Source organism: Streptomyces sp. NPDC047002 (assembly GCF_040704505.1).
Classification (GTDB): domain Bacteria; phylum Actinomycetota; class Actinomycetes; order Streptomycetales; family Streptomycetaceae; genus Streptomyces.
In genome coordinates this window covers 17,830-35,759 of sequence record NZ_JBEYWC010000007.1, presented here as the reverse complement: position 1 = coordinate 35,759, position 17,930 = coordinate 17,830, and the positions used below count along the sequence as shown (strand labels likewise).

Genomic DNA, 17,930 nt, shown 5'->3' with positions numbered 1-17,930 from the left:
CAGATGCAGGAGCGCCATCGGGCCGAGGCGGAGCGGCTGTTGGTGCGGGCTGTCGAGGAGGAGGTGCGGCGCGCCGGCGGCGGGATCGACGGCGCCGCGCTGCTCGTGCGGGCCCGCGCACACTTCGAGGAACTGCTGGCGGCGGCCGCCGAGGAGTACGGGGCGTACGAGACGGCCCTGCGGGACCTGGAGGCGGGCAGGGGCCCGCTCGCCGGGCGGTTCGGCAAGGGGGCGGTGGCGACGCCGGTGCTGGTGACGGCGGTCACCGCGGTCGCGGCCGGCTGCGCGGACGCCGCGTTCGGCACGGGCGCGGGCACCGCGCTCGGCGCGTGCGCCGTCGCGGCCGTGGCCGGCGCGGCGACGACGGTCGTGCGGACGACCTCGGGGCAGCGGCCGGCGGGCGCCGCCGCACAGGACCCGGCGCGGGTCGAGCAGTTGAGGCTGGCCTGGCTCGGCGCGCTCGACGTGCGCGGCATCCGGCCGTTCCTCGACCGGCAGCGGGTCGCCAGGTCGGCGACGAGCCGCGAGACGCGCGGGCGCTCCGCGCAGGTGGGCTCGCTGCGCGGCCAGGACCGCAGCGCGGCGGCCAGGCGGCGCTCGCTGCTGGAACAGTCCTTCGGCCATCTCCCGGAGGCGGCGGGCCCGTTCGCGGGGCGGCGGCGCGAGGTGGCGCAGCTCGCGCAGTGGGTGCACGCGGCGCGCGCCGCCACCGAGACCCGGCCCACGGTGGTGGTGCTGCACGGCGAGCCGGGCTCCGGACGCACGACGCTCGCGGTGCGCGCCACCCACGAGCTGCGCGACGAGTTCAGGGGCGCGTGCGTGGTCGACATGCGCGGCGGCGGCACGGAGCACCCGGCCGCAGCGCCGCTCACCCCGCTGTCCACCCGGGACGCGCTGCTGCACCTGCTGAACCGGCTCGGCGCGCCCAAGGAGCAACTGCTGTTCCGCGACTCGTCGTCGCACGAGCAGCAGGTGCGGCGCCTCACCGAGCTGTACCACAGGCACCTCGCGCGGCTGCCCGTGGTGATCGTGCTCGACGACGCGTCCGACGCGGCGCAGGTGCTGCCGCTGGTGCCGGAACGCTCCGACAGCCTCATCCTGGTGACGTCGCGCCAGGACCTGGCGTTCCCCGACGACCTGGGCGCCTGGGTGCACCGGCTGCCGGTGGCGCAGCTGGACGCGGCGGGCGCCGAGGAGCTGCTGCGCGAGGCGGCCGCCGCTGCCGCCGCCGAGCAGGAGGCGGGGGCACCCGCGCCCGCAGGCGAGGTGTACGACGCGCCGTCGGTCGACCGGATCGCCGGGCTGTGCGGCGGGCTGCCGCTCGCCCTGCGTGTCGCGGGCTCCGCGCTCGGCGCGCGCTCCGCCGCCCGGCTCGCCGAGGACCTCGCCGCGTACGGCCCGGTGCCGCCGGTCGAGCGCGCGCTGTGGCTGCGCTACACGGACCAGGACGGCCCCGCCCGGCGCCTGCTGCGACGGCTCGCGCTCGCGGGCCGCGCGTCGCTCGGCGCCTCGGCGGCCGCCGCGCTGCTCGCGACGGGCGAGCAGGAGGCGCAGCGGCTGCTGAAGGCGCTGGCGGCCGCCGGGCTCATCGACCATGTGCGGGGCCGCCGTTACCGGCTGCACGACGTGGTGCGCGGCTTCGCGCTCGCCCGGCTGCTCGACGAGGAGGGCGCCGAGGACCGCACGGCCGCGCAGGAGCGGCTGATCAGGAACTACAGCGAGCTCGCCGACACCGTGATCCGGCTGGTCGACGGCAACATGTCGACGCGCGCCGACCTGTTCCGCACCACGGCGGACGCGCACGGCTTCGCCTCGCCCGACGCGGCGCTGCGCTGGCTCGACGAGGAGTCGAGCTTCATCACGGCGGCGCTGCGCCAGGCCGAGGGCGTCGACCAGCAGGCCGTGCTGGGGCTGCTCGGCGCGCTGTGCGACTACTGCCTGCTGCGCGGCGACCTCTACCGGCTCGGCGAGATCAACGAGTTGGCGCACGCCGTGGGCCAGGGCCTGCTGGTGCGCTCCGTGCAGTGGCGTACGGGCATCGCGGCGCGCCAGGTCGGCGACCTGGACACGGCACGCACGACGCTGACGTCCGTGGTGGAGCTCTACCGGGAGGCCGAGCAGGCCGCGGGCGAGGCGCTCGCGCTGTGCTCGCTCGGCATCACCCTGCACCACCAGGGCGATGTGGCGGGCGCCGCAGCGAAGCTGCGGGAGGCGCTCGCGCTCCAGGAGCCCGAGCCGCTCGCCGGCGACCGCGCGTGGACGCTGCACGCGCTGGCCGCGGTGGAACGCGACCGCGGCCGGGTGCGCGAGGCGCTGGAGATGCTGAAGGAGGCGCTCGAACTGCACGGCGCCAACGGCTCGGTGCACGGCGAGGCATGGGCCCACTTCCAGCTGGGGCAGGTGCTGCTGCGGCTCGACGAGCCCGCGGGCGCCGAGGAGTCGCTGCGGCTCGCGCTCGACCTGTACGGACGCACCGGGGATGCGCGCGGCGAGGCGTGGGCGCTGACGCAGCTGGCCCGTACGCGCCTGATGGCGGGCGAGCCCGCCGACGCGGCGGAGGACCTGCGCGGGGCGCTCGCCCGCCACCGGGACAACGAGGACGCACGCGGCGAGGCGTGGACGCTGTACTACCTCGGCCAGGCGCTCGAAGACGCGGGCGACCGCGACCAGGCGGTGCGCGAACTGGAGCGCGCCCGCACGATGTTCTCCCGCATGCGGGACGTGTACGGGCTCGGCTGCGCGCGCCACCACCTGGGCCGCGTCTCCCGCGACCAGCGCGCGGCGCGCACCGGCAACCTGCGCAACTCCGGCTTCGCGCGGCAGCTCCTCGCGGACGCGCGCGCCGACTTCCGCAGGGCCGGTGTCGCCTACGGCGAGGGGTGGGCGTGCGTGGAGCTGGCGATCGTGGACGCGGGCAACAACCGGGCGGCGCAGGCGCTCGCCCTGTGCGACGAGGCGACGGAGCTGTTCGGTGCGTACGGCGACCGGCGGGGCGCCGACTGGTCGCGCTTCCTGCGCTGCACGCTGCTGCCGTACGCGTCGCCCGGCGGCACGGAGGTCGGCACGGCGGTCGCCGAGCAGGAGCTGGCCGAACTGGCCGCCGAGCACCACGCGTTGCGCGACCAGAAGCTGGACGAGTGCGCCGAGGCGCTCGCCGTGATGCTGGCCAGGGGCACGGCTCTTGAGGACGGCTGGCGCGCCTGGTCACTGGGGCTCGTGCCGGGGCGGCACGCGCAGGAGGTGATGGGGGTGGAGACGGCGAGGGCCTTTCGTTTGGATTAGGCCGGATCAGGCAGCGGGGTCCGGTGCCTGGGGGTGCCCCCGGCCGGAGGCTGGGCGAGGCACCGGGGCACGCGAGCCCGGCATGATCCGAACGAGAGGCCCCGGGGACCGGGCCTGACCGCCCGGTCCCCGCGCCTCAGCCGCGCGCGAAGTCGAGCAGGTCGGCGTTGAATGCCTCGGCGAACCCCGGCACCATCGCGAGCCCGTGGGGTGCGCCCTGGTAGACCCGGTAGGTCGCTCCCCGCACCAGCTTCGACGACTTCTCGCCGGCCGCCACAATGGGCACGATCTGGTCGTCGTCGCCGTGGGCGATCAGCGTCGGCACGTCGAACGTCCGCAGGTCCTCGGTGAGGTCGGTCTCGGAGAACGCCTTCACGCAGTCGTAGGCGCCCTTGATCCCGACCGTCATGGACCACAGCCAGAACTGGTCCCTGATGCCCTGCGTCACGGCGGACCCGTCGCGGTTGGCGCCGTAGAAGGGCGCGCTCAGGTCCCGGTAGAACTGGGAGCGGTCCTTGAGGATCCCCTGGCGTATCTCGTCGAAGACCTCGATGGGCAGGCCCTCGGGGTTGGCCTCGGTCTTCAGCATGAGCGGCGGGATCGCGGCGAGCAGGACGGCCCCCGCGACCCGGCCCGTGCCGTGGCGGCCGATGTAGCGCGTGACCTCTCCGCCGCCGGTCGAGTGGCCGACGAGGACGGCGTCGCGCAGGTCGAGCGCCTCGATGACGGCGGACAGGTCGTCCGCGTACGTGTCGAGGTCGTTGCCCTCCCAGGTCTGGCCCGAGCGCCCGCCGCCGCGCCGGTCGTGGGCGACGGCGCGGAACCCGTTGTCGGCCACCGCCTTGAGCTGGGCGTCCCAGGCGTCGGCGGTGAGCGGCCAGCCGTGCGAGAAGACGACGGGCTGCCCCGACCCCCAGTCCTTGTAGAAGATCTGCGTACCGTCGGCAGCGGTGGCGAAGGGCATGGTCGTTCCTTTCGGTGCCGGGGACGGCTCCGCATGGGCGGAGCCCGGTGCCCGGGCGGAACGCGGTTCTCATGCCACGGGCCGGCGGCGGACGCACGGAAAGGCGAAGCGGAGTCGGTCGGCAGCGGGGCGTCCTGGATGCGCGCGAGCACCTCGTCCCACCGACAGTACCCGCCGGGGACATATCCGGCAGTTCGGGCGGCGCGCGGTCGCAGGCCGCGGCTCGCCGACGCCTCAACTCGCCTGACTCGGCGCCCGGTTGGCCTGCGGTCCGCCTCCTCACCACGCCCGCGCCACGGGCCACGCGGGACCGGTCACGGCCGGTCGGGGGCGCCTCACCGTGCGCGCCCGCGCACCGGGCCCGGACAGCACAGGACGGCGCCCCCGGGCGGGCGGGGGCGCCGGGAGCGCGGGCGGGGCGGGCCGCAGGAACACGGCGGACCGCCCCTCGCGCCTACTGGTCCGAGGGGGCCTTCCCCGCGCCCGTGCCCTGAGCCGTGCGCTGCGCGGGAGCCGTCCCGCGCGCGGGGGCGGCCGCCTTCCCGCCGGGGGCCTGCGCGGGCTCCTCGGTGAAGTCCACCCGGCCCATGTGCCGGTGCATCGACTTCATCAGCAGCCAGACACCGAGCGCCAGCACCGCGAAGACGACGAACCCCAGCAGGCCGGGGGTCACCTTGTTCTCGTTGACCTCGGCGAGCGTGACCATGTTCGTCACTGCGTGAGTCGCATCCATGTCATGCATTGTCGCGGATGCCCGCGAAGAGGTCGTCCTCGGGGATGGATGTGTCCACCAGCGACCGCGCGAGCTCGTACTCCTCGGTCGGCCAGACCTCCCGCTGGAGGTCGAGCGGGACGCGGAACCAGCCGCCGTCCGGGTCGATCTGCGTGGCGTGCGCGAGCAGCGCCTTGTCGCGGATCTCGAAGAAGTCGGCGCACGGCACGTGCGTGGTGAGCGTCCGCTCGGGGCGGTCGCTCTTGTCCCAGCGCTCCAGCCACTCCCCGTACGGCGACTCCAGGCCGCGCGCGAGCAGCGCCTCGTGCAGCGCGACCGTGCGGGCGCGGTTGAAGCCCTGGTTGTAGTAGAGCTTCTGCGGCTGGTACGCGGGGCCGAACTCGGCCTCGGGGTACTTCACGGTGTCCGCGGCGTGCTCGAAGGCGACCATCGAGATCGTGTGCGTCATGATGTGGTCGGGGTGCGGATAACCGCCGTTCTCGTCGTACGTGGTGACGACCTGCGGGCGGAAGGAGCGGATGAGCCGCACCAGCCGGCCCGCCGCCTCGTCCACGTCCGCGAGGCCGAAGCAGCCCTCGGGCAGCGGCGGCAGCGGATCGCCCTCGGGCAGCCCGGAGTCCACGTAGCCGAGCCACTCCTGCTTGATGCCGAGGATCTCCCGCGCCTCGTCCATCTCGCGCTTGCGCACCTCGTGGATGTGCTCCTCGATGTACGCGTCCCCCTGGAGCTTCGGGTTGAGGATGTCGCCGCGCTCGCCGCCCGTGCAGGTCACGACAACCACGTCCACCCCCTCGGAGACGTACTTGGCCATCGTGGCCGCGCCCTTGCTCGACTCGTCGTCGGGGTGGGCGTGAACGGCCATCAGTCGCAGCTGCTCAGTCAAGACTCGATCCTCAGTGATTCGTCGCAAAGGGCGGCTTCTATAGTGACGGATACCGGGGGGCGAAAATTCCGGCATCGGCGCCCGCCGCGAGAGGACGGACCATGGCCCAGGCAGGTACGCAGGCCCCCGCGGGCCGCTACGGCCGCTCGGCGGACGAGCGTGCGGACCGCAGGCTGAAGACCATCGGCGCGGTGCTCGGCGTCCTCGCGGTGCTGGGCATCGGCTACTACGGCTTCCACAGCCTCACCGACCGGAGCGTGTCGGGCCAGGTCATCTCGTACGAGGCGGTCGACGCGTCCGCGATGCGCATCCACCTGGAAGTGCGCAAGGGCGACACCACCACGGGCAGCTGCACGGTCCGCGCGCTCGACACCGACCACGACGAGGTCGGCCGCAAGACGGTCCGCTACGACCAGCACAGGACGCAGATCGACGAGGTCGTCACGCTCCGCACCACGGGCAGGGCGACCGCCGCAGAACTCGTGGGCTGCTCCGACAGCTAGGGCGTCCGCCGGGAGTGCGCCGGGCGCCCGCCTGCCGCGCCCGCCCGCGCAGCCCGCCGAAACACCGGCCCGACCTGCGGCGATGCCGGTCGGGCGGCTTTTGCGTTCCCGGTTCGGCCCGGAAATTGTTAGGCTCGTGGTTTCGCCCGACCGGGAAGGCCCCATCCTTACTGGTAGGGCGTTCATTTGTATTCCCAGTACCTACGAGGAGCACCTGTGACCCAGACCAGCGAGAACGTCACCTGGCTCACCCAGGAGGCGTACAACCAGCTCAAGGCAGAGCTGGAATACCTGTCTGGTCCCGCCCGCACCGAGATCGCCAAGAAGATCGAGGCTGCGCGCGAGGAGGGGGACCTGCGGGAGAACGGCGGGTACCACGCGGCCAAGGAGGAGCAGGGCAAGCAGGAGCTCCGCGTGCGCCAGCTGACCCAGCTCCTCGAGCACGCCAAGGTCGGTGAGGCGCCCGCCGACGACGGCGTCGTGGAGCCCGGCATGGTCGTGACGATCGCCTTCGACGGCGACGAGGACGACACGCTCACCTTCCTGATGGCGTCCCGCGAGTACGCGAGCGCCGACATCGAGACGTACTCGCCGCAGTCGCCGCTCGGCTCCGGTGTGAACGGCAAGAAGGTCGGCGAGGACGCGCAGTACGAGCTGCCGAACGGCAAGACGGCCACGGTGCGGATCCTCGCCGCGAAGCCGTACTCCGGCTGACGCCGCCTGCGCGACGCTCCACGCTCCACCGCCAAGGGCCGTACGGCACCGGTCGACCGGTGCCGTACGGCCCTTGGCGTGTACGGGGCGCGACCGGGAGGTCGCGGAGCGCTCGCACGGCCGTCCCGAAGCGGCTCACAGGTCCCAGTCGGAGCCGTAGCGCGCGGTCAGCTCGGCTATCTGCGGGGGCGCGAGGAGGCGCCGCCCACCCTCGGGCAGGAGCAGCAGTAGGGTGCAGACCTCTTCGAGCTCGATCGCCGCGTCGACCGCGGCCGCCAGGTCGCGGCCGGACGTGACCGGGCCGTGGTTGGCGAGCAGGACGGCGCGGAACGCCAGGGGCATCGCCTCGATGGCCGCGGCCTGGCCGGGGTCGCCCGGGGCCGCGTACGGGACGAGCGGCGTCTGGCCCACGCGCATCACGAAGTACGGCGTCAGCGGCGGCACGGCGCTCCGCTTCGACCAGGCGGGCCCGCAGCTGACGGCGGTCGCGCTGCGGGAGTGCAGGTGCACGACGGCCGCGGTGTCGGGGTGGCGCCGGTAGAAGGCCGTGTGCAGCGGGAACTCCTTCGACGGCCGCGGCCCCTCCAGGTGGCCGCCGTCGAGGTCGAGGACCGCGAGGGCGTCGGGGTCGAGAGCGCCGAGCTCGGCCCCTGTGGGGGTGATCAGCACCCGGTCGCCGGTGCGGACGCTGAGGTTGCCCGAGGCGCCGGGGCTCAGACCGAGCCGGGTCAGCCGGGCGCCTGCGGCGACGAGGTCCTGCCGCTGCGTGCTCATGAAAGCGCTCCCCACGCCGTGGTGAACAGGTCGGTGCCGCCGAAGTTCCCCGACTTCAGCGCCAGGTCGACCGGGTGCGGGGACCCGTCGGGAGCGGCCTCGGTATGGGCCCAGGCGACGCCGGGCGCGATCGGCGCGCCGATGCGCAGGGTGCGCGCGCCGAGCGCCGTGACGACGGCGCCCGAGGTCTCGCCCCCCGCCACCAGCAGGTGGCGGGCGCCCGCGGCGACCAGGGCCGCGGCGCAGCGCGCGAGGGCCGTCTCCACGCGCTGCGCGGCCCCGGGGTCCGCGGTGCCGGGCACCGCGGTCTCCTCGCCCGTGGCGTAGATCAGGGGCGGCCGTCCCGGGTCGTCGCGCCAGCAGCCGGTCGCGAACGCGACCAGCCCGGCCACCGCGCCTTCGAGGTCGGCGGCGAGCGCCTCGGGGTCGAGCGCGCGGGACGGCAGCGCCCGCCTGGCGTGCCCGACCTGCGCGCGGGTGGCGGCGGACGCGCTGCCCGACAGGATCGCCGCGGGGCCGCGGCCGCTCGCCCGGGCGCGGGCCGACTCCTGGTCGCCGCGCGGTCCCGTGAGGCCGAGCGCGAGCCCGGCGGCGCCGGTGACGAGCGGCAGGTGGGCGGTGGCCGCCGCGATGGTCCTCAGGTCGTCGTCGGTGGTGGCGTCGACGACGGTGAGGGCGGCGCGCGCCTGCGGGGCGTCGAGCGCCGCGCGCACGGCGCCCGACCCGGCGCGCACCGTCTCGTGCGGCACCCGGTGCACCGCTCGTACGGTCTGCGGCGCGAGCAGCCTGCCGAGGTGGGAGTCGCGCATCGGGGTCAGCGGGTGGTCGCGCATCGGGCTCTCGTCGAGCAGGTCGTCGTGGACGAAGAGGCGGGCCCGGTAGACGGTGCGGCCGGTCGCGGGGAAGGCGGGGACCACCACGGTGCCCGGCGCGCCGAGCTCGTCGAGCAGCGCGTCGGCGACGGGGCCGATGTTGCCCCGCGGGGTGGAGTCGAAGGTCGAGCAGTATTTGAAGTAGAAGCGCTCGCATCCGGCGGCGCGCAGCGCGCGCAGGGCGGCGACCGAGTCGGCCACGGCCTGCCCGGTGGGCGCGGTGCGTGACTTGAGCGCCACGACGACGGCGTCCGCCTCTGCGGGCACGGCCGCCGCCCGCGGCCCCTCGCCCGGGACGCCGACCGCGACGACGGTCCTGAAGCCGCGGGCGACGAGCATGGTGGCAAGGTCCGTCGCTCCCGTGAAGTCGTCCGCGATCGCCCCGAGGTGTGGCATCGGTCCTCCTGATCGGTCACCGGTGGGTGTCGTCCTCCTTGGGCGGAGCAGGGCCCCCACACCACCCGGATGTGAAACTATGTTAACACTGTTGACGCAAGCGTGAAGAAGTGTTTAGTTTGCGTTAATCGGCGGTCGCCGACGCGTCCCTCCCTCGCGTTCTTCGCCCCGCCGCCCGGAGAACCCGACGAGGAGAGTCCGCGATGAACGTGCGCGACCAGTCGCCAGCCGCCGGAGGACCGCCGGTCCGGTACGCGCTGACCGGGGCAGGAGGCGGCTTCGCCCGCACCCTGCTCGCCCAGAGCCGCCTGCTGCCCTGGCTGACCCCGGCCGTCCTGTGCGACCTCGACACCGACCGGGTCGTCGCCCTGTGCACCGCGCTCGGCCACCCGGCGGACTCCCTCGCGGTGTGCGAGGACGCCGCCGCCGTGGCACGGGCAGCGGCGGCCGGGCTGACCGCCGTCACGTCCGACGCGACCGCGCTGGGCGCCGCCGACTGGGACGTCCTCGTCGAGGCCACCGGCAGCCCCGCGCACGGCCTCGCGATGGCTGAGGAGGCGCTCGCGGCGGGACGGCACGTGGCCATGGTGAGCAAGGAGGTGGACTCCGTCGCCGGCCTCCACCTGGCCCGCACCGCGGCGGCCCGCGGCCTCGTCCACACGCCCGTCGAGGGCGACCAGCCCGCCAACCTCATCGGCCTCGTCTCCCGGGTGCGCGGCCTCGGACTCGACATCGTCGCCATCGGCAAGTCCAGCGAGTACGACCTGGTGCTCGACCCCGCGGCGGGCACCGTCACCCAGCTCGACACCACCGTCCGCGCGCCGGAGCTCACCGGCCTGCTCGACCTCGGCGACGACCCGCGCGCCACCCTCGCGGCCCGCGCACGCGCCGTCGGCGCGCTGCCCGTCGGCGCCACCGCCGACTACTGCGAGATGGCCGTCGTCGCCGACCACACCGGCTTCGGCCCCGACACCGAGCTGCTGCACTACCCGGTCGCACGCCCCGCCGAGCTCGCCGACGTGTACGCGCTGCGCGAGCACGGCGGCGTCCTGCGGCGGCCCGGCGCCGTCGACGTCTTCCGCGCGCTGCGGCTGCCGGGCGAGGCGTCCTTCGCCGGGGGCGTCTTCGCCGTCGTCCGCACGCACGACGCCGAGACCTGGCGGACGCTTGCGGACAAGGGCCACGTCCTGAGCAGGGACGGCCGCTACGCGGCGCTCTACCTGCCGTACCACCTGATGGGCGTCGAGGCCCCGGCGACGCTGCGGGCCGCCGTGGCGGGCCGCAGCAGGGGCGCGGCCCACCCGCGCCGCAGCGCGGTGCTCGCCGGGCGGGCCCGGCACGACCTGGCCGCGGGCCACAGCCTGGCGATGGGCGGCCACCACCACGACGTCGCCGGCGTGCAGGCCGTACTGCTGCGCGCCGACGAGGCGCCCGCGGGCGCCTCCCCGCTCTACCTGGCAGCGGGCGCCCGCCTCGCCCGGCCCGTCGCCGCAGGCGGGCTGATCGGCCTCGACGACCTGGCGGGGGCCGACCCCGCCCTGGCGCGCGCCTGGCTGGCCGGCGCCGACGAGGCCGCAGACGGCGCGGCGCGGGACACCGCGGGCGGGGAGGGCGGGCGCCGATGAGCACCGACATGGAACACGTGATCATGGCCGCGGTGGCCGTCGTCGTCCTGGTGCTGCTGATCACCAAGGTCAGGCTGCTGCCGTTCCTCGCGCTCTCGGTCGCGGCGCTCGGGCTGGGCCTCGCGGCCGGCCTCGGCCCCGGCGGGACGGTCGACGCCTTCGAGAAGGGCTTCGGCGACTCGCTCAGCGACACCGGTCCGATCATCGGCCTCGGCACCGTGCTCGGCGGCATCCTGCTGGGCTCGGGCGGCGCCGACCGGATCGCCACCTCCTTCATCGGGGCCCGCCCGATCAAGTGGGTGCCGACCGCGATCACCGCGGCGGCCCTGCTCATCGGCATGCCGCACATCTTCGACGTCAGCTTCATCATGCTGGTCCCGCTGGTCTACGCGACGGCGAGGCGCACGGGCACCCATCTGCTGTACGTGGGCCTGCCGATGGCCGCGGGCCTGTACATCTCGCACGGCCTGCTGCCCCCGCACCCCTCGCCGACCGCCGCGATCGGCACGTACCACGCCAACACGGGCCTGACCCTGCTGTACGGGCTGGCCATCGGCATCCCGATCGCCGCGCTCAACGGGCCGGTCCTGACCCGCGTGCTCAGCCGCTGGTTCGGCCCGGCGCCCGACCTCAGCACGGGCGGCCCGATGCCGGAGGAGCGGATCGAGCCCGACCGCCCCGGCCGACCGGTCTCGCTGGCCGCCGCGCTGGTCACCGTGGCGCTGCCCGCCGCCCTCATGCTCGTCGGCACCCTCGGCAAGGGGCAGGTCTCCGCGGACTCCTGGGCCCACCCCGTCTTCGAGTTCTGCGACAACCCGGTGCTCTCGCTGTCGATCGCGGTGGTCTTCGCGTTCTTCGCGCTCGGCGTGCGCTCCGGGTTCGGCCTCGGCCAGCTGCGGGCGATGACCGCCAAGGGCCTCGGGCCCGCGGGCACCATCATCCTCATCCTGGGCGCGGGCGGCGCGCTGAGCGCGATGCTCACCACGACCGGCGTCGGCAAGGTGATCTCCGACAACGCGTCCCACTGGTCCATATCCCCGCTGGTCCTCGCGTGGGGCGTCGCCGCGCTGCTGCGGATCTGCCTGGGCTCCGCGACCGTCGCCACCGTCACCGCGGCGGGCATCATGGCGCCGCTGACGGGCTCCTCCCCCGGGCTCTCGCCCGAACTGCTCGTGCTGGCCACGGCGTCGGGCGCGGTCATGCTCTCGCACGTCAACGACTCCGGCTTCTGGATGTTCAAGGAGTACTTCCAGCTGTCCGTGGCCCAGACGTTCCGCACCTGGACGCTCATGCTGTCGCTCCAGTCCCTGCTGAGCCTCGGCGGCGTCCTGCTGCTCGGCACGGTGGTGCACTGACGCCCGCCGGGAGCCCGCCGCCCCGTGCCGTACGGCGTCCCCGCGCGGGGCGCGCACCGGCACCGGGCGGCGGCACCAGCGCCCGCCGTCGGACAATGGACGGCAGCGCGGCCGCCGGCCGCCGTACACGAGACGGAGTACCCGCGTGACCTCCTCGCAGGACAGCTCGCAGGAAAGGCCGCCGCTCATCCCCGACCAGCGGCGCGAGGTACTGCTGAAGCACCTGCGGCGCGAGGGGGTGCTGAGCGTCCAGCAGATCACCCAGCTGTTCGGCGTCTCCCACATGACGGTCCGCAGGGACATCGCCGAGCTCGAACAGCAGGGCCTCGTCTACTCCGTGCCCGGCGGCGTACGGATCGCCAACGGGATGCGCTCGGAGCCGGGCTTCGCCGCCAAGTCCCTGGTGGAGCAGTCCGAGAAGCACGCCATGGCGCGGGAGGCTGCCACCCTGGTGCGCGAGGGCATGACCGTCTACCTCGACGCCGGCACGACGATGCTCGCCATGATCCCCGCGCTCACCGAGCACGCGGCGCTGACGGTGGTCACCAACGACTTCAACGCCGTCGAACAGCTCGGCAGGGCACGGCACATCGAGGTGGTGCACGTCGGCGGCCGGGTCGAGCCCGACAACCGATCGAGCGTCGGCCCGCTCGCCGCCGCCACCGTGCGCCAGCTCGCCTTCGACATCGCGTTCGTCAGCGCCAGCTCCTGGGACCTGCTGCGGGGGGTGACCACCCCCTCGCAGGACAAGGTCGAGGTGAAGCGCGCCGCGATGGCGTCCGCCGCGCAGTCGGTCCTGGTCGCCGGGGCGTCGAAGTACGGCACGTTCGGCCTGTACAAGGTCGCGCCGCTGAGCGCCTTCGACGTCCTCGTCACCGACGCGGGCCTGGCGGGCGCCGCCGCGGACGGCGTCCGCGCCGAGGTCCAGGACCTGCGCCTCGCGGCGCCGGTCAGGGACGCACGGCCCGGACGCCCCTGACCCCGGACGTCCCTCCCGGCACCCGCAGGGCGGGCCCACGTGACCGGCCGTCAGGAGGTGGCGGAGCGGTACTTGCGCACGGCCAGTGTGCGGAAGACCAGGATGATCAGCGCGGACCAGATCAGCGAGGCCCACACCGGGTGCTGCATCGGCCAGGCCGTCGACGTGGAGACGCCGGGGTTGCCGAACAGCTGCCTGCTCGCCTGGACGGTCGCGCTGAACGGGTTCCACTCGGCGACCGGCTGGAGCCACCCCGGCATCCGGCTGGAGTCCACGAAGGCGTTCGAGATGAACGTCACCGGGAACAGCCAGATCAGCCCGCCCGACGTGGCGGCCTCCGGGGTGCGCACGGACAGGCCGATCAGCGCGCCGATCCAGGAGAAGGCGTAGCCGAGCAGGAGCAGCAGCCCGAAGGCGCCGAACATCTTCCCCACGCCCTCGTGGATGCGCCACCCCACCAGCACGGCGACGACGGCGAGCACCACCACCGTCAGGGCGGTCTGCACGAGGTCGGCGAGGGTACGCCCGGTGAGGACGGCGCCGCGCGCCATGGGCAGCGACCTGAAGCGGTCGACCAGGCCCTTGTGCATGTCGTCGGCGATGCCGGCGCCCGCGCCCGCGGTGGCGAAGGTGACGGTCTGGGCGAAGATCCCCGCCATCAGGAAGTTGCGGTAGACGCTCGGGTCGGTGGTGCCGCCGACGGTGAGAGAGCCGCCGAACACGTAGCTGAACAGCACCACGAACATGATCGGCTGGAACAGCCCGAAGAGGACGACCTCGGGGATCCTGGTCATGCGGATCAGATTGCGCCGGGCGACGACGAGCGAGTCCCGCACGGAGCCCGCGATGCCGCCGCGCGCCGCCGGCGCCTGAGTCGTGATGGCGGTCATGACGCCGTCCCCTCCGCCCGGTCCCCCGGGCCGCTCGTGGTGTCGCGCTCCTGCTCGTCGGCCTCTTCGGCCGCGTGGCCCGTCAGGGAGAGGAACACGTCGTCCAGGGTCGGCCTGCGCAGGCCGATGTCGTCGATCTCGATGCCCCGCGCGTCCAGCTCCCTGATCGCCTCGGCGAGCAGCTTGGCGCCCCCGGTGACGGGGACGGTGAGCTTGCGGGTGTGCTCGGCGACGGTCACGGCCGCTTCGCCGGTGACCGCGCCCGCCGTGCCGAAGCCGCCGAGCACGGTGCGTGCGGTGGCGATGTCGTCCTGCCGGTGCACCACGACCTCGAAGCGCTCGCCGCCGGTGCGCGCCTTCAGCTCGTCGGCGGTGCCGCGCGCGATCACGCTGCCGCGGTCGACGACGGCGATGTCGTGGGCGAGGTGGTCGGCCTCCTCCAGGTACTGCGTGGTCAGCAGCAGCGTCGTGCCGCCGGCCACCAGCTCCTCGATGATCGACCACAGCTGCTGCCTGTTGCGCGGGTCGAGCCCGGTGGTGGGCTCGTCCATGAACATCACGGGCGGGGAGACGACGAGCGCGGCGGCGAGGTCGAGCCTGCGCCGCATGCCGCCCGAGTACGTCTTGGTGGTGCGGTCCGCGGCGTCGGCGAGGTGGAAGCGTTCGAGCAGCTCGTCGGCCCTGGCCTTCGCCCGCTTGGCGCTCATCTGGTAGAGCTGGCCGACCATCCGGAGGTTCTCCCGGCCGGTGAGGTACTCGTCGACCGCGGCGAACTGGCCGGACAGGCCGATGGAGCGGCGTACGTCGTTGGGCCGCCTGAGGACGTCGATCCCGGCGACGACGGCGCGGCCGCTGTCCGGCCGCAGCAGGGTCGTCAGGACGCGGACGGCCGTGGTCTTGCCGGCTCCGTTGGGCCCCAGCAGGCCGAGGACGGTGCCTTCCGGTACATCGAGGTCGACGCCGTCCAGAGCCCGTACGTCGCCGAAGGTCTTGACCAGACCCTCGGCATAGATGGCGCCTGGCATGAGGGTTCTCCTGACTGGTGGATCCTGACTGGGCGGGGTTCCTGTGTGGTGGGGCCCTGAGTGGTGGGGGCCTGGGTGGGTGGGGTCCTGGGCCGTCGGCGGCCCGGGACGTGTCGGGCCCCGGGCCGCCGGGGGGCCGAACAGTATCGCGATACATCGCGTTGCTTCAAGCAGGGCGCACGGCCCGCCGCCCGGCCGTTTCCGCGGGCCCTCCGCACGGGTGACTCCCCGGGCGGGCGCAACTCGTCGCCCGCGCCCCGGCTCCCGCCCGCGCCGGCCGGCTGCCGCGCGGCAGGGAGCGCCACGGGAAGGGCGTGTTCCGCGTACCCTTGACCACCATTAACCGACCACCGCACGAGAGAGCCCCGGCCATGCCCCCCATTCAGGACATGACTTCCGATGCGTCGGTCTCGCAGGACGCGACGGGCGCGCTGGACCGCCAGGATTCCAGGGACACCGCTTCGGCGGCATCCGAATTCCCGGACGGCGCCGGTCTCCTCGACGCCCTCCAGCACCAGGTCGCCATCTTCGCCCGGCGCGCCGAGCAGACCAGGCTCGGCGGCGTGGGGCAGGTACGCAACACGATGGACCGCGCCGCCTACCTGCTGCTCAACCGCCTCGACCTGGAGGGCCCCATGGGCGTCAAGGCGCTCGCCGCCGGCATGGGCATCGACTCCTCGACCGTGACCAGGCAGGTCGCGCCACTGGTCGACAGCGGCCTGGTCAAGCGCACGTCGCACCCCGACGACGGGCGTGCCGTCGTCCTCGAACTCTCCGAGCGCGGGCGCGCACGCCTCGACGAGGTGCGCCGCTCCCGCAGGCTGCTGATGCAGCGGGTCACCGAGGAGTGGACCGAGGACGAGCGGATCTCCTTCACCACCCTGCTCACCCGCTTCAACAGGAGCCTGCCGGCGGCCAAGCAGCCCAGGCCCGACCAGGACGAGGCGCCGCCGGCCTCTTGACCGCGGCCGCCCGCGGGGCTGCCATGAAGGCGTGCGGCAGCCGCGCGGGGCCCAGAGAGCAGAGCGCGGCCGCGCCCCCGAGTTCGAGTCGTTCGTCGCGGGCGCGGCCGGCCGGCTGCTGCACCTGGCCGCCCTGCTGACCGGCGAGCCGCCAGGGGCCGCGCCGCGCGCGCTGCGGCTGCTGACCGCGGCGCTCGCCGCCGCCTACGCCGACTGGCCACGGCTGCGCGGCGAAGATCCGTACGACAGCGCACGCAGGGAGCTCGTGGCGCGGTACGCGCGCTACGCCGCCTGGCGGGGCGTGCGCGGACGCGGCGGCGTACTCGGACCGCTCGGCAGGCGCGAGCGGCTCGTGCTGGTGCTGCGGCTGTACGAGGGCGCGGGCGAGGAGCAGACGGCGGCGCTGACCGGGCTGCCGCCCGAGCGGGTGCGCGTGCTGTGCGCGCGGGGCGTCGCCGTGCTGCGTGCCGAGGCGCGCGCCGCCCGGCAGCCGGGCCCGGCGCAGGCCGCCGCCGACGGGCGGGCCGCACGGTGACCCGCAAGGAGGACCAGGTGCGGCGGATGCTCGAAGGGCCGCACCCGCAGGTGCCTCCGGGGCTCGCGCCCGCGGCGGCCGCGCTGGGCGCGCGGATCGTCCGCCGCAGACGGGTGAGGCGGCTGGCCACCGTGTTGACGCTGGCCGCCGCGGTGGCGGCGCTCGCCGTGTGGCTCGCGCTCACCGGGCCGTGGGCGGCGCCGCCCGCGGTGGTCGCGCCGCCGCCCCGGCTGTTCTGACGGTTCGGGCCGCCCCCGCGCGGTGGCTCAGTCGCGCGCCAGCGCCTGCTTCAGGTCGTCGAGCAGGTCGTCGCCCGACTCGATGCCCACCGAGAGGCGCACCAGGTCGGAGGGGACTTCGAGCGGGGAGCCCGCGGCGGAGGCGTGGGTCATCCGGCCCGGGTGCTCGATCAGCGACTCGACGCCGCCGAGGGACTCGCCGAGGGTGAAGAGGCGGGCGCGGTCGCAGACCGCGACGGCCGCGGCCTCGCCGTCGGCGACGCGGAAGGACACCATGCCGCCGAACGCCTTCATCTGCTTGGCGGCGACCTCGTGGCCCGGGTGCCCCGGCAGGCCCGGGTAGAGGACCTGGGAGACGCGGGGGTGGTGCGCCAGCATGTCCGCGATCCGCTCGGCGTTCTCGCTGTGCCGGTCCATCCGCACGGCGAGCGTCTTGACGCCCCGCAGCACGAGCCACGCGTCGAAGGGGCCCGCGATGGCGCCCATCGCGTTCTGGTGGAAGGCGAGTTCCTCGCCGAGCGCCGGGTCGGAGACGACCAGCGCGCCGCCGACCACGTCGGAGTGGCCGCCCATGTACTTGGTGGTGGAGTGCACGACGACGTCGGCGCCGAGCGCGAGCGGCTGCTGGAGGTAGGGGCTCGCGAAGGTGTTGTCGACGACGAGCCTCACGCCCGCGGAGCGCGCGACGCCCGCGAGCGCCGCGATGTCGCTGATGCCGAGGAGCGGGTTGGAGGGCGTCTCGACCCAGACCGCCTTGGTCTGCGGCGTGAGGGCGGCCCGTACGGCCTCGGGGTCGGAGCTGTCGGCGACGGACCACTCCACGCCCCACCGGGAGGCGACCCGCGCGAACAGCCGGAAGGTGCCGCCGTAGGCGTCGTTCGGGATGACCACGTGGTCGCCGGGCGCGAGCAGCGTGCGCAGCAGGCAGTCCTCGGCGGCGAGGCCGGAGGCGAACGCCAGGGCCCGGCTGCCGCCTTCGAGCGCCGCGAGGTTCTCCTCAAGGGCGCTGCGGGTGGGGTTGGCGCTGCGGCTGTACTCGTAGCCGCCGCGCAGCCCGCCCACGCCGTCCTGCTTGTAGGTGGAGACCTGGTAGATCGGCGGGACGACGGCCCCGGTCGCGGGGTCCGCGGTGTTGCCCGCGTGGATGGCGCGGGTCTCGAAGTTCAGGGAATCGCCGGAGTGCTCGTGGTTCATGGGGC

At 74.5% G+C, this 17,930-nt stretch carries 17 protein-coding genes; 9 read left to right on the top strand and 8 right to left on the bottom strand.

Translation table 11 applies throughout. The annotated features are described in order from the left end of the window. The first annotated feature begins 3 nt into the window (after positions 1-3). Positions 4-3,282, top strand: a complete 3,279-nt coding sequence (locus tag AB0910_RS09295; protein ID WP_366743921.1) for a tetratricopeptide repeat protein — start codon at positions 4-6, stop codon at positions 3,280-3,282. A gap of 136 nt (positions 3,283-3,418) precedes the next feature. Here the strand turns inward: AB0910_RS09295 and AB0910_RS09290 are convergent, their stop codons facing one another. From AB0910_RS09290 to mca, 3 genes are all read right to left on the bottom strand, one after another. Continuing rightward, entirely contained in the window at positions 3,419-4,246 is an 828-nt protein-coding gene (locus AB0910_RS09290) for an alpha/beta hydrolase (protein WP_366743920.1), read from the bottom strand. A 454-nt stretch (positions 4,247-4,700) separates the two neighbouring features. Then, positions 4,701-4,988 (bottom strand): hypothetical protein, encoded by a 288-nt coding sequence (locus AB0910_RS09285; protein ID WP_366743919.1) that lies wholly within the window; start codon positions 4,986-4,988, stop codon positions 4,701-4,703. Then, positions 4,981-5,862, bottom strand: coding sequence for a mycothiol conjugate amidase Mca (gene mca / locus AB0910_RS09280; protein ID WP_366743918.1), 882 nt, complete (start codon positions 5,860-5,862; stop codon positions 4,981-4,983). The genes AB0910_RS09285 and mca overlap by 8 nt, the downstream gene beginning before the upstream one ends. A gap of 101 nt (positions 5,863-5,963) precedes the next feature. Here mca and AB0910_RS09275 point away from each other — a divergent pair, with 101 nt between their 5' ends. Both AB0910_RS09275 and greA read left to right on the top strand, forming a co-directional pair. After that, positions 5,964-6,365: a DUF4307 domain-containing protein gene (locus AB0910_RS09275; protein WP_366743917.1), complete on the top strand. Its 402-nt coding sequence runs from the start codon at positions 5,964-5,966 to the stop codon at positions 6,363-6,365. A gap of 216 nt (positions 6,366-6,581) precedes the next feature. Next, positions 6,582-7,079 (top strand): transcription elongation factor GreA, encoded by a 498-nt coding sequence (greA, locus tag AB0910_RS09270; protein WP_345646899.1) that lies wholly within the window; start codon positions 6,582-6,584, stop codon positions 7,077-7,079. A 135-nt stretch (positions 7,080-7,214) separates the two neighbouring features. Here the strand turns inward: greA and AB0910_RS09265 are convergent, their stop codons facing one another. Both AB0910_RS09265 and otnK read right to left on the bottom strand, forming a co-directional pair. Continuing rightward, positions 7,215-7,853 (bottom strand): class II aldolase/adducin family protein, encoded by a 639-nt coding sequence (locus tag AB0910_RS09265; RefSeq protein ID WP_366743916.1) that lies wholly within the window; start codon positions 7,851-7,853, stop codon positions 7,215-7,217. Continuing rightward, the gene (gene otnK / locus AB0910_RS09260) at positions 7,850-9,121 is read right to left on the bottom strand and encodes a 3-oxo-tetronate kinase (protein ID WP_366743915.1); all 1,272 of its coding nucleotides are present in this window, start codon (positions 9,119-9,121) and stop codon (positions 7,850-7,852) included. The genes AB0910_RS09265 and otnK overlap by 4 nt, the downstream gene beginning before the upstream one ends. A gap of 203 nt (positions 9,122-9,324) precedes the next feature. On the opposite strand from otnK, the gene AB0910_RS09255 reads away from it, so the two are divergent. The 3 genes from AB0910_RS09255 (at position 9,325) to AB0910_RS09245 (ending at position 13,080) form a co-directional block, all read left to right on the top strand. Then, entirely contained in the window at positions 9,325-10,746 is a 1,422-nt protein-coding gene (locus tag AB0910_RS09255) for a homoserine dehydrogenase (protein WP_366743914.1), read from the top strand. Next, a complete protein-coding gene (locus tag AB0910_RS09250) occupies positions 10,743-12,101 on the top strand; it encodes a gluconate:H+ symporter (protein WP_366743913.1) in 1,359 nt (452 codons plus the stop codon). The genes AB0910_RS09255 and AB0910_RS09250 overlap by 4 nt, the downstream gene beginning before the upstream one ends. 145 nt (positions 12,102-12,246) lie before the next feature. Continuing rightward, positions 12,247-13,080: a DeoR/GlpR family DNA-binding transcription regulator gene (locus tag AB0910_RS09245; protein ID WP_366743912.1), complete on the top strand. Its 834-nt coding sequence runs from the start codon at positions 12,247-12,249 to the stop codon at positions 13,078-13,080. Between the two features lie 50 nt (positions 13,081-13,130). On the opposite strand, the gene AB0910_RS09240 is transcribed toward AB0910_RS09245, so the two are convergent. Then, positions 13,131-13,970 (bottom strand): ABC transporter permease, encoded by an 840-nt coding sequence (locus tag AB0910_RS09240; protein WP_366743911.1) that lies wholly within the window; start codon positions 13,968-13,970, stop codon positions 13,131-13,133. After that, a complete protein-coding gene (locus AB0910_RS09235; RefSeq protein WP_366743910.1) occupies positions 13,967-14,995 on the bottom strand; it encodes an ATP-binding cassette domain-containing protein in 1,029 nt (342 codons plus the stop codon). Before AB0910_RS09235 ends, AB0910_RS09240 begins: the two co-directional genes overlap by 4 nt. Positions 14,996-15,366: 371 nt before the next feature. On the opposite strand from AB0910_RS09235, the gene AB0910_RS09230 reads away from it, so the two are divergent. The 3 genes from AB0910_RS09230 to AB0910_RS09220 are packed head-to-tail and all read left to right on the top strand — an operon-like array spanning position 15,367 to position 16,731. Then, on the top strand, positions 15,367-15,957 hold the full coding sequence (locus AB0910_RS09230) for a MarR family transcriptional regulator (protein WP_366743909.1): 591 nt from the start codon (positions 15,367-15,369) through the stop codon (positions 15,955-15,957). A 31-nt stretch (positions 15,958-15,988) separates the two neighbouring features. Further along, positions 15,989-16,492 (top strand): sigma factor-like helix-turn-helix DNA-binding protein, encoded by a 504-nt coding sequence (locus AB0910_RS09225; protein ID WP_366743908.1) that lies wholly within the window; start codon positions 15,989-15,991, stop codon positions 16,490-16,492. Beyond that, a complete protein-coding gene (locus AB0910_RS09220) occupies positions 16,489-16,731 on the top strand; it encodes a hypothetical protein (RefSeq protein WP_366743907.1) in 243 nt (80 codons plus the stop codon). The genes AB0910_RS09225 and AB0910_RS09220 overlap by 4 nt, the downstream gene beginning before the upstream one ends. A 27-nt stretch (positions 16,732-16,758) precedes the next feature. Here the strand turns inward: AB0910_RS09220 and AB0910_RS09215 are convergent, their stop codons facing one another. After that, complete coding sequence (locus AB0910_RS09215) at positions 16,759-17,925, bottom strand: cystathionine gamma-synthase (RefSeq protein ID WP_366743906.1); 1,167 nt, start codon at positions 17,923-17,925, stop codon at positions 16,759-16,761. Between the last annotated feature and the right edge of the window lie 5 nt (positions 17,926-17,930).